Below are 16,758 nucleotides of genomic sequence, written 5' to 3'. Positions count from 1 at the left end.
GGGGCTAACGGAGGCCTCATGTCCAACCCCGCGACCGACTTTTCCCCGCCCGTTCCTGCACGCCTGCTGAGCAATGCCGATCGTTTTGGCGGACAGCCCGCGCTGAGCGAAGGCAGCATGATCCTGACGCATGCCGACCTGCATGATGGCGCGGCGCGGCTGGCATCGGCGCTGAAACCGCATGTGCGCGGCGCCGATCCGGTGGTCGCGGTGTGCCTGCCGCGCTCGGCGGCGCAAGTCATCGCGCTGTATGCGAGCTGGCTGGCGGGGGCGGCTTATCTGCCGCTCGATCCGGCCTGGCCGGCGGCGCGGCTGGAAGCGATGTTGGCGCGCGTCGGCGCGGTGGCGGTGGTGTGCGATCGGGCAATGGCGGCGAGCTTCGTTAACGTGGCACCCGTGGTCGCGCCCGATGCCGGGGTGGGCCTCGAACCCGCCGATCCCGCGCCGGTTTCGGCCGACGATCTTGCTTATGTCATCTTCACCTCGGGCTCGACCGGCGACCCCAAGGCCGTCGAAATCACCCATGGTAATCTCGCCGCGCTTACCGACTGGCATGACGACGCTTTCGATGTCGGCCCCGGCACGCGGATGAGCCATCTCGCCGGGCTTGGCTTCGATGCGGCTGCCTGGGAAGTCTGGCCCGCGCTGGCTGCGGGCGGCATGCTGGTGCTGGCCGATGAGGCGACGCGGCTGGAGGCAGCGGCGCTGCAGGCGTGGCTGGTGCGCGAGCGCATCGACATCGCTTTCGCGCCGACCGCCCTCGCCGAGCCGCTGGTCGACATGGCTTGGCCGGCGACGACGGCGCTGCGCGTGCTGCTGACCGGTGCCGACAAGCTGACGCGCCGCCCGCGTGCCGATCTGCCGTTCCGCTTCGTCAACAATTACGGCCCGACCGAATGCACCGTTGTCGCCACCTCAGGCGTGGTGTCGTCGGAGGGTGAGGGCCTGCCATCGATCGGCCAGCCGATTGCGGGCACACACATCCATCTGCTCGATCCGGCCGGCGAGCCGGTCGCGCCGGGTGCGGCGGGCGAAATCTGGATCGGCGGCGCGCAAGTCGGGCGCGGCTATCGCGACGATGCCCACGCCACCGCGCTGCGCTTCATCGAGCATCCCGAGCATGGCCGGCTCTATCGCACCGGCGATCTAGCGCATTGGACGGCGGCGGGCGAGCTTGCTTTCCTTGGTCGGGTCGATCGCCAGGTCAAGATCCGCGGCCATCGCGTCGAGCCCGCCGAAGTCGCCGCGGCGCTGCATCTGGTCGAGGATGTTGCGCAATCGGTGGTGGTGGCAGGCGAGGGCGAGTTGATCGCTTATGTCGTCCCCGCGCGCCCCGGCGTAACGCCGACTGGTCTCCGTGCCGCACTTGCCGAAATGCTGCCCGATTACATGATCCCCGCGCGCTTTGCTGCGCTCGACGCGTTGCCGCTGACGCCGAATGGCAAGGTCGATGTGAAAGCGCTGCCCGATCCCGCGACCTGCCCGCTTGGCGAGGTCGCCAGGGGGGGCGCCGCGTCGACTCCCACCGAGCAGCGCTTGTTCGATATCGTCGCCGAAGTGATCGGCCGCCGCGATTTCGGCGTGGAGGATGATTTCTTCCTGTTGGGCGGCCACTCGCTGCTCGGCACCCAGGTGATCATTCGCGCCCGCGATGCGTTCGGCGTCGAGCTCAGCCTGTTCGACTTGTTCGAGGGCCGCACCGTGGCGGCGCTCGCGGCGCGGATCGAGGCGCTGGTCATTGCCCGCATCGAGGCGATGTCGGACGAGGATGTCCGGCGGCTGGCGGCGGGCTGATGGCGTCGCTGCCCGCGGTCGATCCGTCGCTCAGCCTGTACCGCCTGCTCGATCCGGCGGTGCTCGCTGACCCCTATCTGCTGTACGGCCGTCTGCGCGAGGAAGCGCCGGTGGTGTGGGATCCGTATCTCCATTGCTGGGTGGTGACGCGCTACGACGATGTGCTGCGCGTGCTGAAGGATTTTTCCGCCGATCGCACGCCGTCGCCGGAGTTCATGCGCGCGCTGGGGCTGGGCGAGATCGAGCCGCTGGCGGCAGTGATGGTCAAGCAGATGCTGTTCCTCGACGCACCAGCGCATACGCATCTGCGCAAATTATGCTCGGCGGCGTTCACCTCGCGCCGGGTCGAGGTGCTGGAGGACGAGATTGCCGCGATTGCTGACGAACTGATCGATCGGGTGCGCCCGGCCGGCGCGATGGACGTCATCCGCGATTTCGCCGAGCCCTTGCCGGCGATCGTGACCGCGCATCTGCTCGGCATGCCGCGCGCCGATCATCAGCAGCTGAAGGCCTGGTCCGCCGATTTCGCGCAGATGCTTGGCAATTTCCAGCACAACCCCGGCGGCGTCGCGCGGGTGGTGAAGAGCCTGGCCGACATGACCGCCTATTTCCGCAGTGCGATTCGGCAGGAAACACGGCCGCTTGCTGATGGGTTGGTGAAGGCGCTGGTCGAAGCCGAAGTCGATGGTGCTCGCCTTTCCGAGGACGAGGTGATCGCCAATATCATCGTCACCATGGTTGGCGGCCAGGAGACGACGACCAATTTGATCGGCAACGGCTTGCTCACGCTGTTGCGCCAGCCCGCGAAGATGGCCGAGCTGAAGGCGCGACCCGAGGTGATGGGTTCGGCAGTCGAGGAATTGCTGCGCTACGAAACGCCGTCGCAGCACACGGGTCGCATCTGCCACACCGATACGGTGATGGGCGGCCATGTCATCCCTAAAGGCGCGGCGGTGATGGCGGTAATGGCGGCGGCTAATCGCGATCCGCGCCGCTTCGCCGATCCCGATGCGCTCGATTTCGATCGCGCCGATAACCGTCATCTGGCGTTCGGCTGGGCAGCGCATTTCTGCTTCGGGGCGCCGTTGGCGCGGATGGAGGGGCGGATTGCGTTCCGCGCGCTGCTCGATCGGCTGCCGGGCCTCGCGCTGGCGAGCGAGAAGCTGGTGTGGCGCGATAATCTAGGCCTGCGCGGCTTGACCGCGCTGCCGGTGAGCTTCGCATGAACCTGCCGGTCAATCTCGATGCCGAGGCCGCCCGGCGCGCGCTGATGGCGCGCTTGCTGAGTGGCGAGGCAGGCAGGGCAGCGACGGTTGCCACGCCCGAGCCGATCGGCCGGCGCGACCCGAAGCGCAAAATCCCGCTCACTGCCGAGCAGAACCAGCTCTGGCTCCATCAGCAGATGGCGCCGGAAATGCCGCTCTACAACGAGTCGATCACCATCCACCGCCACGGCGCGTACGACCACAGCGCGATGGAGCGCGCGCTGAGCGAAGTGGTCCGCCGCCACGCGATCTGGCGCACCGCGTTCGTCGAGATTGACGGCGAGGTGCGGCAAGTGGTCGCCGAGGCGCGCCATGTGCCGCTCGCCATTGTCGATCTGACCGATCTGCCGGTCGAGGCGCGCGACGCCGAAGCCGTGCGGCTGGCGTCCGAGGATGCGCGCACCGCGATTCCGTTCGACCAGGCGCCGCTGTTCCGCGCGCGTGTCATCAAAATGGCGGAAGAGGAGCATCGCCTCTACCTGACGCTGCACCACATTATTTTCGACGGCGTCTCGATCTATCGCACGCTGGTGCCCGAGCTGGCGGCTTTGGTCGCGGCTTATGAGGCGGGGCTTCCGTCGCCGCTGCCCGAGCCGGCGCTCGATTACGCCGACTACGCGGTGTGGCAGCACGACGACAACGCCGCGCGCGATTTCACCCGCCAGCTCGATTTCTGGCGGGAGAAGCTGGCGGGCGAGTTGCCGCGCCTCGAAATCCCCGGCGATCGGCCGAGGCCCGCGCTGCCGACGCATGCCGGCTCGATGGAAGTCTTCACGCTGCCCGAGCCCTTGGTCGAGCGCTTGAAGCACGTCGCCCGCACCCATGGCGCGACCCTCTACATGGTGCTGCTCGCTGCTTATAAGGCGATGCTGTTCCGCTATACTGGCGACACCGACATCATCGTCGGCGGGGTGACCGACACGCGGCGGCGGCCCGAGCTGCAGCCGCTGATGGGCTATTTCCTCAACACCATGGCGATCCGCACTGCGCCGAACGGGCAGGTGCGCTTCGCCGATTATCTTGGGCAAGTGAAGGACAGCGTGATCGGCGCGCTCGGCGCGAGCGACATCCCGTTCGACCGGCTGGTCCGCGAGCTTGGCATCAAGCGCGGCGTCGGCACGCATCCCCTGTTCAACACGCTCTTCTCGATCGAGCCGCCGGTCGATCCTTTCCCACAGGGGTGGGACCTGACGCAGATGGACGTCGTCGTTGGCGCGGCGAAATATGACTTGTATCTGGAGCTGGACGAGCGGCCCGAGGGCATGGCCGGGCGCTTCCTCTATTCGACCGAGCTGTACGATGCGGCGACGATCCGACGGATGATCGGCCATTGGTCGCACGTGCTGGCAGCGGTCGCGGCCGATCCCGCGATCCCGCTCGCCTGGATCCCGATGCTCGACGATGAGGAAGGCGAGACGATCGTCGAGCGCTGGAATGCGACCGACGCGCCGCTGCCGCATGCCAGCATCGTTGACTGGATCGACGCAGCAGTGCGCGACCATGCCGATGCAATCGCGATCGAGCAGGATGACACGCGCTGGACTTATGCCGATCTTGATGCCCATGCCGACGCCATCGCCGCGCGGCTGGTGCAGGAAGGCGTTGGCGAGGGCGCACTGGTAGGCCTGTGCGTCAAGCGCTCGCCCTGGATGGTGGCGGCACTGCTCGGCATCGCACGCGCAGGCGCGGCCTATCTGCCGCTCGACCCAGGTTTCCCGCCGGCGCGGCTGGCGATGATTGCCGAGAGCGCCGAGCCTATGCTGGTGCTGGTCGAGCCCGAAACCGAAGGCGCGCTGCCGATCGGCACCGCGCGCACGCTGCGGCTGGCCCGCGACTGGCCGGCGCGGGCGTATCAGCGCCCGGCGATTGACGGCGAAGCGCTGGCTTATGTGCTCTACACCTCGGGCTCGACCGGGCGGCCCAAGGGCGTCGAGGTGCCGCATGCCGCGCTCGTCAATCTGCTCGCGGCGATGCAGGCGGCACCGGGGTTCAAGGCGGGCGAAAGCCTGCTCGCGATCACGACGCTATCGTTCGATATCGCCGGGCTGGAGCTGTGGCTGCCGCTGGTGAGCGGCGGTCGCATCATCCTCGCGCACCGCGAGCAGGCGGTCGACATGGGCGCGCTGGCCGATCTGATCGACGCCGCCGAGCCCGACGTGCTGCAGGCGACGCCGGCGACGTGGCGCGGGCTGATCGAGATGGGCTGGCAAGGCTCGCCCAAGCTGCGCGCCTTGTGCGGCGGCGAAGCGCTGCCGCGCTCGCTGGTCGAGGAAGTGCTGCCGCGCGTCGGCGAACTCTGGAACATGTACGGGCCGACCGAGACGACGATCTGGTCGACCTACGCGCGTATCACCGACGCCGAGGGCCCGATTTCGATCGGCATGCCGATCGCCAACACGCAAGTCCGCATCCACGACGCCGATGGTAATGATCGCCCGATTGGCCAGGTCGGCGAGTTGCTGATCGGCGGGCGCGGCGTGGCGCGCGGCTATCGCGGCCAGCCGGCGCTGACCGCGGATCGCTTCGTCTCGCACCATGGCGAGCGGCTGTATCGCACCGGCGATCTCGCGCGCTGGCGGGCCGATGGCCGCCTCGAATGCTTCGGCCGCACCGATCATGAGGAAAAGATCCGCGGCTTCCGCGTCGCCATCGAGGAAGTCGAAAGCGCGGTGGCGCGGTTGCCCGGCGTCCGCGCCGCTACCGTGCGCGCGTGGCCCGATGCGAGCGGTGAGCGCGCGCTCGCCGCCTATGTCGTCGGGCAGGGCGATGTCGCCGAGTGGCGCGACATCCTCGCCAAGTCGCTGCCCGATTACATGATCCCGGCGAGCTTCACGGTGCTGAAAGCGCTGCCGCAAACGCCCAACGGCAAGATCGATCGCAACGCGCTGCCCGAGCCCGGCCGCCCGGTCGCGCGCGATGCCGAGCCGCCCGCAACGCCCGACGAAGAGCGGCTGGCGGCGATCTGGCGCGCGGTGCTGAAGGTCGAAACGGTCTATCGCGACGATGATTTCTTCGATCTCGGCGGCCATTCGCTGCTCGTCGCGCGGCTGCTGCGGCGGATCGAGGCGGATTATGGCTTGCGCGTGCCGATGGCGGCGCTGTTCCGCGCGCCCAGGCTCGCCGATATGGCGGCGCTGATCGCCGCTGGCGCGCCGGTCGAGCGGCCGGCGATCGCGCCGATCCAGCCGCGCGGCCGCGCGACGCCGATCCTGTGGCTCGATGGCGGCTCGACCTTCCTGGCGCTGGCCGAGCGGTTGGGCCTCAACCAGCCGTTCCTCGGCTTTTCGGTCGATTATGTGCTCGAACAGGCGGGCGGCTGTCCCAAGAAGCTGGAGGATGCCGCCGCGCTCGTCATCGCCGCGCTGCGCCGCAATGGCCTGAGCGGGCCGTGGCGGCTCGGCGGCTGGTGCACGTCGGGCATTCTCGCGTTCGAGGTTGCGCGGCAATTGCGTGCGGCGGGCGAGGATGTGCCGCTGCTGATGCTCGCTCACCCGTTCCACCCCGAACGGGCGCGCAAGAAGGGGCGCGTCGGCGGCTTCATCGCCAAGGTGCGCTTCCACCTCGCCCAGTCGCTCGCCCAGCCCAAGGGCCAGCGCTGGCGCTATTTCCGCGAGCGGCTACGCGGCTTGTCCGACGCGGCGGGGCTGGCCGGCGGGCGCGAGGCGATCCTCGATCTCGATCTGCGGCTGCAGCTCGACAAGGCCGCGTCGCGCTATTCGCCGCCCGATTATGCGGGCGATGTGCTGGTGTTCGAACCCGCCGAGCATCCCGACGGCTTCGATTTCGCCGAGGATTGGCGCAAGCATGTGACCGGCGATTATCAGGCGTTTACGATCCCCGGCGGCCACCGCACGATGCTCGAGCCGCCCAATGTCGAGGCGATGGCCGCGCACATCCGCGTCGCGCTGAAGAGCTGAGCGGCGTGGCGGCGGTCGATATCTGGGCGGGCCGGCTCGATTGCGCCGCGGCCGAGGTGGAGCGGCTGAAGACGATATTGTCGCTGCCCGAACAAGCGCGGGCCGGGCGTTTCCATTTCGCCCGCGACCGGCGGCGGTTCATCGTGCGCCGTGCGCGGCTGCGCGAGGTCCTGGGGGCAGCCGTGGGCATCGCGCCGCAGCGGTTGACTTTCCGGGTCAATGCGTTCGGCAAGCCGGCGCTCGTCGAAAGCGCGCTCTGCTTCAGCGCGACGCACAGCGGCGAGCATTGGGCGGTTGCGGTGAGCAATGTCGAGGTCGGCCTCGACATCGAGACGCACAAGCCCGGCATCGACCATCGCGATATCGCGCACGGCCTGTTCGCGCCAATGGAAGTGGCGGCCCTCACGGCGCTCCCCGATACGGCGGCCGAGCGCGCCTTCTTCGATATTTGGGCGCGCAAGGAAGCCTTTGTGAAAGCGCTGGGTGAGGGGCTGAGCTATCCGCTTGATGCCTTCACCGTCAGCCATGGCGCCGATGCACGGCTGACGCGTGGCGGCGAGGGGTGGGCGATCACCGCGCTATCGGTCGCGCCCGACGTATCAGCCGCTCTCGTCGCGCGCGATGATGGCGAGGCGCTGACCGTTACCTATCGCAGCTTCGAGCAGCAGCGCGTCGCCGCGTAACTAGGCCACTCGCGGCACCCGCTTGCCGATCAACGCCGCGCCTTCGCGCAGCACATCGCGCGCCAGTGCCAGCGTCAGCGCGCCGTAAAGCGCCACGCCTGTGACCACGAGCGCGATAAGCCGGGGCGCCGGCAATAGCCCCCCGATTGCACGATCAAGCAGCATCACGCCTGCCGCCATGCCGAGCGCGGCGATCAGGCTTGGCCGGCACGCGCGCCACAACGCACTCGCGCTGGTGCCGATGACAGGGATCGCCAGCCACGCCGTGAACAGCACGAGCAGCGGAGAAGTGACGACCCATGCCCAGGCCATGCCGATGCCGCCATCCGCGCGCGCACCGATCCAGAACGCGACCGGCATCAGCACCGCGCCGAGCATCGCCGCCAGCACCTGCACGCGCGGCTGGCCGAGCGCGGTCGCGGCGGGCGGAAACAGGATCTGCAGTGTCACCAGCGGCATCACGCAGGCGAGCAGCCGCACGATCGGCACCATCTCCCCCCATTTGTCGCCCAACACCACCAGCACAAAGGGTTCGGCGGTCACCGCGAGGCCGGCGTAGAAAGGCAGGGCCACCATCATGATCAGCCGCACCGATTTCTCGAACGCGCGCGCGGTGGTGGCCCGGTCATGCTGCATCCGCGCATAGGCCGAGAACGTGACGTCGTTGATCGGCGGCACGAATTTGGCCGTGACGATCTGGGTGAGGAAGAGCGCCTCGGTATAGAGGCCCAGCGCATGCGCGCTCACCAACCGCCCGCCGATCAGCACATCCGCCTGGGTCTGGAACAGCCAGAAGACTGAACTCAACAGCATCGCCCCGCCGAAGCGGATCACGCTGCCGGCGCCGCGAAAATCGAAGCTCGGCAGCACCAGCATCCGTGCCGCGATCGTCAGCCCGATGGCGCGTGTCCAGAACGCGCAAATTGGTGCGGCGACTAACGTCCACACCCCGGCGCCGCCCAGCGCCAGCCCCAGCGACACGCCCGCGCCGATCAGCGCTGAGCCCAGATTGACTGTCGCCTGCGTGCGATAATTGAGCTCGCGGCTGAGCAGCGCGCTCGGCACGGCGATTAGCGGCGTAGAGAGGTAAAGCAGCGCCTGCACGCGCAGCATCGTCGCGACTTGCGGGTGGCCATAATAGGCCGCTGCCAGCGGCGCGATCGCCACTTGCAGCGCCGCCATCGCGCCGTTCATCGCGATCAGCAGGCCGAAGGTCTGGCGGATTTGGTGGCGTGTCACGGTGGGCGCTTGCACCAGCGAGGCGGCGAATTCCTGGCCGTTCAGCAGCGTGAGGAAAGCGAGTACGCTCGATGTCATGGCGTAAAGGCCGTAATCGCGCGGATCGAGGATGCGGATGACGAAGAATGTCCCCATCCACATGATCAGCTGCGCGACGACCTGGCTGCCCGACCGCCACGCGATCGCGCGCATGATGCGGCTGCCCCAGGGAATCTCGGGCGGGTCGTGCGGATCGGCGCTCATCGGTGCCTTATACACCAGCGACCGTAGCCGAATGGTGAAGGCGGTTTGGCCTGGGTGCGCCGTTATTTACAGATCGCGAGCCCCATGGCACTCAATAGCTCCATTCTGGTCCAAGGTACCGCAAATGAGCGAGTTTGCCTACATCGTCGATGATGAGGAAGCGGTGCGCGTCTCGCTCCGGGCGTTGCTCGGCACGCGGGGCGACCGGATCGTGACCGGCTTCGCGTCGGCCGAAGCGTTTCTCGCGGATATCGGCGAGCGCGAAGCGGGCGTCTTGCTGCTCGATCTCCACATGCCCGGCCTGTCGGGGCTCCAGCTGCTCAAGCGGATCGAGGCCGAGCGCGATCGTTTCCCGACCATCGTCGTGACGGGCAGGGGGGATGTGCCGCTCGCGGTGCAGGCAATGCGGCTCGGCGCGGTCGATTTCCTGGAAAAGCCCTATGATCATCAGGCGTTGTTCGCCGCGGTCGACCGCGCCTTTGCAAGCCTGCGTGAGACCGAGGCGACGACGGTTCGCAAGCAGCAGGCGCGCACCCGGATCGGCGGGCTTTCGCCGCGCGAGCGCGAAGTGCTGATGCTGCTCGTCGATGGCGCGTCGAACCGTGACATGGCCGAGCAGATGGGGCTCAGCGTGCGCACGGTGGAGGTGCATCGCGCCAATCTGATGGCGAAGCTCAACGCGCCGTCGCTGCCGGCCGCGATCCACCTGGTCCATGCCGCCGGCCTGATCGATGCGCCGGCGCTTGCCGACTAAAGGTCAGGGCAAGCGCCCATGACCAATCCGTTCATTCGCGACCGGACGCACCCGCTCGCGACGGCGCTTGGTGAGGCGTTCCCGCTGAACGACAAGCTTGCTGCGGCCGACGCGATCGGCTTCGTCGACTGGGATATGAAGGGCGATCGCCTGGTCTGGGATCGCGGCGCCGAGGAGCGCTTTGGCGCGCCGGCCGGATCGATGGCGACGTTCGAAGGCTGGGCGGCGTTCGTCGATCCGCAGGATGCCGCGCGCATTCGCGACGACATTGCCGAGGTGGTCAAGCACGGCCGCGACCGCATGGTCTATCGCTATCGCTTCCACCGGCCCGATGGCGAGGTGCGGCTGATCGAAGGCATCGCCTTGTGCTGGTTCGACGAGGAGTTGGTGCTTGATCGGATGCTCGGCGTGGTGCTCGACATCACCCGCGTCGAGGCCGAGCGTGCCGCGCTGGCGCGCAGCGAGGCGCAATTGCGATCGGTAATCGACACCGCGCCCGATGCGGTGCTGATGGTCGATGATCAGGGCTGTGTTCGAGCCGCCAATGGCGCGGCGGAAGCGATCTTCAAGCGCTCGACCGAGGACCTGATCGACCTGAGCGTCGAGCAGCTCGTGCCGATGTTCGCTGCTGCCAAGGGCGGTGATCCGACCCGGCCCTTTGGCGGCGCCAGCCTGGAGTGCATGCTCGGGCAGACGCTGTCCGCAACCGGACGCCGCGCCGATGGCGGCGCGTTCCCGGTCGAGATGACGGTCGGCCACGTGCTGTGCGATGGCGAGACGCTGTACACCGGGTTCGTCCGCGACATCAGCGAGCGGATCGAGGCCGAGCAGCGCGCCGAGGAATTGCGCGCGCATTATCTGCGCACCGCGCGGCTCAACGCGATGGGTGCGGTGGCGGCGGGGCTGGCGCACGAGCTCAACCAGCCGCTGGCGGCGAGCGCGAATTTTCTGGCGGCAGCGCGCCTTTCGGCAGCATCGGGCGCGACCCGCGAAACGCTCGATCCGCTGTTGGAGCAAGCTGGCCAACAGATCGCGCTGGCGGGTGAGATTATTCGCCGCTTGCGGGGGTTCGTGTCGCCCGAGGCGAAGCTGGCCGAGAAGCTCAGCCTGTCCAACGTGATCGAGGAAGCGCGCGTGCTGACCTTTATCGGCGAGGATCGGTTCCGGGTCGCGGTGCAGGCCGATGTCGAGCCGCCGGCCGCGCAAATCTCGGCCGATCGTGTCCAGCTGCTCCAGGTTTTCGTGAACGTGATGCGCAACGCTTATGAAGCGATGGGGAGCCTTGCGCGGCCCGCGATCGAGATCAGCGCGCGGCGCGACGGCGACAAGGTGCGCGTCCAGGTCGAGGATCGAGGGCCAGGCTTCGATGCCGCGATCCTGGGCCGGGCAGACACGATGTTCGTTTCGACCAAACAGGGCCAAAGCATGGGCGTCGGCTTGGCGATCTGCCACCACATCATCGAACAATGGGGCGGCGCGATGTGCATCGGCAACGCCGATCATGGCGGCGGGCAAGTGAGCTTTACGATTCCCGTCGCCTAGCGCGCTACCCGCGTCAGGCGCCGTCGCGATGGACGAGGAAGCCGCCGAACGACTGGTTGACCGGCATCAGTTCCAGCGTGTTGATGTTGAGGTGGGGCGGTAGCTCGGCGACCCAAAGCATTGTTTTGGCGATGTCATCGCCGATCATCGGGTTGGCGCCGGCGTAGAGCTTGTCCGATGCTTCCTGATTGCCGCCGGTGCGCACCACGGTGAATTCGGTTTCGACCATGCCCGGCTCGATCGACGTGACGCGCACGCCGGTGCCTGACAAATCGGACCTCAGGCCCAATGAGAATTGACGGACGAAAGCCTTTGTTCCCCCATACACATTGCCGCCGGGATAAGGGTAGGTCGCGGCGACCGACGAGAGGTTGATGATCGCGCCCTTGCGCTCGATGATCCCGGGCAGCAGCGCGCGGGTGAGGCGAACGAGCGCCGAGACATTGGTGTCGATCATCACTTGCCACTGATCGGGATCGGCGGCCTGCGCGGGGCCAGTGCCGAGCGCGAGGCCGGCATTGTTGATCAGCAGATCGATGGCGCGGAAATCGTCGGGAAGCGCAGCGAGGCCGGCGATCATCGCTGCGGTGTCGCGCACGTCCGCATTGATCGTCGCGCAATTCGCGGCGCCCAGTTCGCCGACCAGCGCGTCCAGCCGTTCGGCGCGCCGCCCGGTCGCGACGACGCGCCAGCCTGCGCCGACAAATGCCCGCGCTGCTGCAGCGCCGATGCCGGCAGTGGCGCCGGTGATGAATGCCGTTCGCATGGTCAACCCTTCTTTTTGGCCTTTTCCGGCGCGGCCTTAAGCGGCGCGATCCTCGCTTGTCGAGGGGCGTTCCCCGGGCCCGGGCGCAATCCCGTAGCGCGCGACGAGGCGCCAGACATGATCGGGCACCATGGACTTGAGCTTTCTGGGCTCGGCGCGGCGCAAGTGAAGCACGGTTTCGATCGCCTTCATCTCAAGCCGCGCGCGCGCGAATTCCAGGCCCTTGGGGCCGATGATCGGCATCAGCCGCGCCATGATCGCGCGGATCGGGCGGGGCATGCGGCGCAGCGGCAAGCCGCCGGCGGCAAGCTCGGTATTGATCAGAAAGCCTTTCACCGCGCCGTCGCGCTTGCCAGTGCTGCGCAGCGGCTTTTCGACGATTTCGCCTTGCAGCAGGCCGACCAATTCTTCGCCGCGCTCGTTGCGGACGATCAGCCACTGCTCGCCCTCGCCGGCCATATAGCCGACGGTGACATCGGCAAGCGCGTTGGTGTAATCGACGCAGGTGCGGCAAGTGAGCGGGAAGAAATCCCCCGGCAGATCGGCGAGCGGCAAGTGGAGGAAAGGGATCAGCTTGTGGCTGCCATCGGCAAAGCGCAGCTCGACATGATAATCGGCGCGGAATTCGAGATACGTGATCGTATCAGGATCGTCGCTCAATAGACTTAGAAATTTATGGAAATTCTCGGTTGTCGTGTTGTCGGAGCAGGGCGTGCCGATGACGTAGAGCCGCTCCAGGCCCAGCTCCGCCTCGATCGCGCGCAATGCATGAACCTGGCAGGGAATGCCGATCACCGCGATCCGCCGGTGCCCCGCTGCGCGGGCGGGTTCGAGGAGGACGAGCAGGGGCGCGTGGCCCATCCGCATGCCGCGCGCCTCGGCCATATCGGCCGGGTCGGTGATGATGACCGGCATCGGCTTCCAGCGATCACTGGGGTCGGGCGCCATCGTCAGCACCGCATCGACCGCGCCGGTTTCGAGCAGCCGCTCGGCGAGACGCGTGGTGATCCCGGTCCATTGCGCGCCGGGGCGCGGTTCGCGCAGCGCGACGCGCGCCATTCGGCGATAGGGGCCGAAGAACAGCTCGTCGGCCTTGTCGGCGTCGCGGGCGCGGCCGTGGATGCGCGCCTCAAGGCTGGCATAATCGGGCCGGATGAATTGGCAGGCCGTGCCGCAGCTTTTGGCGAGCGCGGTGCGCGACAAGCCGCAATCGGTGCACAGGCGGCGCGGCGCGGCGGGGGCGAAGCTCGGCACTGTCCAGCCTTGCCCGTTGCCCTCCACCATCATCTACTCCTTTCAGCCTTGCAACGGCTTAGGCAGCGGCGCGAGCGCAGGCAATGCGCTAGCGGTAGAGCTTAACGACGGCGTTCATATTCTCCTCGGCCAGCCCCGCCGCCCCTGCGCGCTGATAGACCGCGCGCGCCGCCATGGTCAGGGGCAGCGGCGCGCCGGCGGCCATCGCCTCGGCATAGCCCAGATCCTTGTCGATCATCGCGACGGGGAACATTGGGGCGAATAGTCCCGCCGCCATGCCGGCCAGATAGCTTCTGAGCGCGAGGCTCGCGACCGGCACCGCGCCGATCACTTCGGCGGCCTTGTCCATCGCGATGCCTTGCGCGGCGAGCGTGCCCATCAGCTCGGCGGCGGCGGCGACCTGGACGCCGAGCAGCGCGTTGATGGCGAGCTTGATGCGGCTGCCGGCGCTTGCCGCGCCGACATGGTGGATCGCCCCGCCCATTGCATCGAGCGCGGGCCGGGCGCGGTCGAGCGTTGCCGCGTCGCCGCCGACGAGGAAGATCAGCTGGCCGGCAGCGGCCTGGGGCAGCGAGCCCGCCACCGGGGCATCGAGCGCCTCGATCCCGCGGGCGGCGGCCGCCGCGTGGAAATCAGCGGCCCGGGCAGGCGTGACGGTCGAGCTTTCGATCGCGATGACGCCGGCCGCCATAGCCGCGAAAGCGCCGTCATCGCCCAGCCACACGGCGCGCGCGGCATCGTCGTCGCGCACCATGGCGAGCACGATCTCGGCGCCGTTGGCGGCGTCGCGGGGGGTGCCGGCGATGGTAGCGCGGCCTTGGAAAGCTTCCGTCGCGCCGGCACTGCGGTTCCAGACGGTGACGTCATGCCCGCCGGCGATCAGCCGTTCGGCCATGCGCGACCCCATCGCGCCCAATCCAAGCACCGTGATCTTCGTCATCTCATTCTCCTTCGGGGAGAAGATAGGGTGTGGTGAGGCTTAGAAAAACCGGGTGATCGGCAATGGTCTCCAGCGGTGCCGCCAAGGGGAGGAGGGGGGTCCTTAGGACCGGCACCGCTGAAGTAGGCGTTGGTTCGCTAGGCCGGGCGTCGATCAGGCGCGGCCGGCGGCGATGATCGGGCCGCCCTTGCCCTGCTGCACGAGCACGGCGGTCTTGAGACCGGCGGGCGCGGCGGGCAGGGTGAAGCTTGCCTGGCTGCCATGCCACTGGCCGAGCGGCGTCAGTTGCTTGACGATGTTGCGGTGCGGGATGGTGGCGCCCTCATTCTCGCCGCCGGCAACCGCGACGTTGATCGTGCGCGGATCATAGCGGACCAGCCAGACCGTCGCATCGCCCTTGCCGGCGCTGACGGTCACCTTGCCGGCATCCGCCGTCACGGTCGGGCCATCATGATTGGCGTTGCGGGCAATGGCGTCGTTCAGTTCGCCTTCGCGGCTGCCGAGCACCGGCTGCTTGCCGTTGACGATCACCTGCGGCGTCGCGACGACCGAGCGGCCGGCGGCATGGGCATAATCCCATTGGCGTGCAGTGAAAGCCGGGCTGGCGAAGGTGTCTTTCCAGCCGAGATCGTCCCAATAGGTAACCGCGAACGACAGCGCGATCACATCGGGCCGGTCGGCGACGCGGTTCACCACCTTGTCGGCGGGCGGACACGACGAGCAGCCCTGGCTCTGGTACAGCTCGATCACGGTCGGGCGCGCGGTATCGCCCAGCGCGACCTTGGAGGCGGTGTCACCGCCATTGGTCGCGGCGTCCGCGCTCGGCGTGATCGACGCGCCCGAGCAGGCGGCGAGCAGGAAAGCAGGCGCCAGCGCCGGCGCAAAGGCGGTCAGAAAACGCGACATCGATCAGGCTCCTTCAAATCAGGTTGGCCGCGGGGAAAAGGGGGAAACCCCGCGACCGATGCCTTACTTTCGCACTAGCCGGGCCGGCGGTTACAAGCCCGATTACCAGCGCAGCAATTTCGGCCCGATCAGCGCGCCAAGTGCCGCACTGGCGGCGATGCCGAGCGTGTACCAGCTGAGCACGAACAGCGCGGTCGCCTCGACGCAATGCAAGCCATAAATGGTCGCGCCGACGCTGCCGGCGACCAGGCCCGCCGCCGCGCCCGCCAGCCGGAGCCGGGTCGGCGCCAGCGCGCGGAACGCCCAGATCAGCCCGGCGAACACCGGCATTGCCGACAGCACGACGAGCACCGAGCAGATCGAGGCGCTCTGGCCCATCACCATCGGCCGCCAGTCGACCGGCGGCATGATGATGAGCTCGCGCACCGCAAGCGCGGTCAGCAATGCGACCGGCAGCGCGATCAGCCAGGCCGACCAGCCGGACGCGCGATCGGGCCGGGCGAGGCGCGCGACCATGCCGGTCGCGATCAGCGCCAGCGCGGCGGTATAGCCCGCCTTCATCCAGAACGGCCCGGTCAGCATCGCCGCGTCGAGATTGGCGCGGGGCCCGAGCAGCCCCAGCACCAGCGCCAGGCACACCAGCCCGCCGCCGCCGATGCCGATCAACAGCCGGCGCATCACGGCGGAGCGCGGGACCGGCCGGGTATCGGCCGCCAGCGCGCTGATCAAAGCATCGCTGTCCATCACATCCGCCACCATCATTGTCCCTTCAGCCTTTCGGCCAGTGCTTTCAGCCCGCGATGCACCGATACTTTCACATCGGCTTCGCTCAATTTGGCGTCGCTCGCCGCCTCGGCCACGCTCAGCCCGGAAATCTTGGTGTCGCGAATGGCGCGCGCTTGCTTGGGCGACAAGCCTTCGAGCAGCCGGTCGACATCGAGCCGCGCGCTCAACGCATCCTCGAAACCCTCGGCGAGCAGGATTTCCGCGACATCCTCCACCGGCACATGCGCGCGGCGACGACGGAAATGATCGACCAGCTTGTAACGCGCGACGGCATAAGCCCAGGCGGTGAACGGCCGATCGCGATCGAACGTCGCGCGCCGGGTATGCAAGGCGATCAATGTTTCCTGCACCAGATCTTCCACCTCGTCCGCCTCGCGCCCCAACCGGCGGCCGAAAAAGCCACGCAACAGGGGCAGCATTGCCCGCAGCAACCGCTCCTGCGCGCCCGCATCGCCGTCGAGCCCGGCGACCATCAGGTGCTTGAGCTCGGCTTCGCTCCGGGCAAGGGGAGTGCCGCTGGTGGTCATACGCGGGGCGAGGCGCGTCGGTTACAGTCGGGCAAGGTCATGGATGCTCCCATAACCCAAGTGCGGCGCGGTGCGCGTGCACAATCGTCCCATATCGGTGCCGGGTTTGCTCACGATCGCGCTAGCTGGCGTCCAATCGCGC

The 16,758-nt window shown here is 68.0% G+C and carries 13 protein-coding genes; 6 read left to right on the top strand and 7 right to left on the bottom strand.

Features of this window, described 5'->3' with window-relative positions; all coding sequences use genetic code 11:
• The first annotated feature begins 18 nt into the window (after positions 1-18).
• The 4 genes from ACLB0R_RS00875 to ACLB0R_RS00860 are packed head-to-tail and all read left to right on the top strand — an operon-like array spanning position 19 to position 7,659.
• The gene (locus ACLB0R_RS00875) at positions 19-1,794 is read left to right on the top strand and encodes a non-ribosomal peptide synthetase (protein WP_416641320.1); all 1,776 of its coding nucleotides are present in this window, start codon (positions 19-21) and stop codon (positions 1,792-1,794) included.
• The gene (locus ACLB0R_RS00870) at positions 1,794-3,020 is read left to right on the top strand and encodes a cytochrome P450 (protein WP_416641319.1); all 1,227 of its coding nucleotides are present in this window, start codon (positions 1,794-1,796) and stop codon (positions 3,018-3,020) included. Before ACLB0R_RS00875 ends, ACLB0R_RS00870 begins: the two co-directional genes overlap by 1 nt.
• Positions 3,017-6,976, top strand: coding sequence for a non-ribosomal peptide synthetase (locus ACLB0R_RS00865; RefSeq protein ID WP_416641317.1), 3,960 nt, complete (start codon positions 3,017-3,019; stop codon positions 6,974-6,976). The genes ACLB0R_RS00870 and ACLB0R_RS00865 overlap by 4 nt, the downstream gene beginning before the upstream one ends.
• Positions 6,977-6,981: 5 nt before the next feature.
• A complete protein-coding gene (locus ACLB0R_RS00860; protein WP_416641315.1) occupies positions 6,982-7,659 on the top strand; it encodes a 4'-phosphopantetheinyl transferase family protein in 678 nt (225 codons plus the stop codon).
• Here ACLB0R_RS00860 and ACLB0R_RS00855 read toward each other — a convergent pair whose 3' ends face one another.
• Positions 7,660-9,156, bottom strand: coding sequence for a lipopolysaccharide biosynthesis protein (locus ACLB0R_RS00855; protein ID WP_434953672.1), 1,497 nt, complete (start codon positions 9,154-9,156; stop codon positions 7,660-7,662). It abuts the gene before it with no gap.
• A gap of 109 nt (positions 9,157-9,265) precedes the next feature.
• Here ACLB0R_RS00855 and ACLB0R_RS00850 point away from each other — a divergent pair, with 109 nt between their 5' ends.
• The gene (locus ACLB0R_RS00850; protein ID WP_416641311.1) at positions 9,266-9,895 is read left to right on the top strand and encodes a response regulator transcription factor; all 630 of its coding nucleotides are present in this window, start codon (positions 9,266-9,268) and stop codon (positions 9,893-9,895) included.
• Between the two features lie 18 nt (positions 9,896-9,913).
• Positions 9,914-11,437 (top strand): PAS domain-containing sensor histidine kinase, encoded by a 1,524-nt coding sequence (locus ACLB0R_RS00845; protein WP_416641309.1) that lies wholly within the window; start codon positions 9,914-9,916, stop codon positions 11,435-11,437.
• 13 nt (positions 11,438-11,450) lie between these two features.
• On the opposite strand, the gene ACLB0R_RS00840 is transcribed toward ACLB0R_RS00845, so the two are convergent.
• The 6 genes from ACLB0R_RS00840 to ACLB0R_RS00815 form a co-directional block, all read right to left on the bottom strand.
• Complete coding sequence (locus tag ACLB0R_RS00840; protein WP_416641307.1) at positions 11,451-12,203, bottom strand: SDR family NAD(P)-dependent oxidoreductase; 753 nt, start codon at positions 12,201-12,203, stop codon at positions 11,451-11,453.
• 36 nt (positions 12,204-12,239) lie between these two features.
• Positions 12,240-13,487: a Coenzyme F420 hydrogenase/dehydrogenase, beta subunit C-terminal domain gene (locus ACLB0R_RS00835; protein ID WP_416641306.1), complete on the bottom strand. Its 1,248-nt coding sequence runs from the start codon at positions 13,485-13,487 to the stop codon at positions 12,240-12,242.
• Between the two features lie 58 nt (positions 13,488-13,545).
• A complete protein-coding gene (locus ACLB0R_RS00830) occupies positions 13,546-14,397 on the bottom strand; it encodes an NAD(P)-dependent oxidoreductase (protein WP_416641305.1) in 852 nt (283 codons plus the stop codon).
• A gap of 153 nt (positions 14,398-14,550) precedes the next feature.
• Positions 14,551-15,303 (bottom strand): DUF1223 domain-containing protein, encoded by a 753-nt coding sequence (locus tag ACLB0R_RS00825; RefSeq protein WP_416641304.1) that lies wholly within the window; start codon positions 15,301-15,303, stop codon positions 14,551-14,553.
• A gap of 102 nt (positions 15,304-15,405) precedes the next feature.
• Positions 15,406-16,047, bottom strand: a complete 642-nt coding sequence (locus tag ACLB0R_RS00820) for a DUF1109 domain-containing protein (protein WP_416641303.1) — start codon at positions 16,045-16,047, stop codon at positions 15,406-15,408.
• Positions 16,048-16,061: 14 nt separating this feature from the next.
• Positions 16,062-16,616: a sigma-70 family RNA polymerase sigma factor gene (locus ACLB0R_RS00815; RefSeq protein WP_416641302.1), complete on the bottom strand. Its 555-nt coding sequence runs from the start codon at positions 16,614-16,616 to the stop codon at positions 16,062-16,064.
• Positions 16,617-16,758 lie beyond the last annotated feature (142 nt).

It is taken from the genome of Sphingomonas sp. GlSt437 (assembly GCF_048015635.2).
GTDB lineage: Bacteria > Pseudomonadota > Alphaproteobacteria > Sphingomonadales > Sphingomonadaceae > Sphingomonas.
Note: the sequence above shows the minus strand (reverse complement) of the source record. Positions and strands in the feature narration are given on the sequence as shown.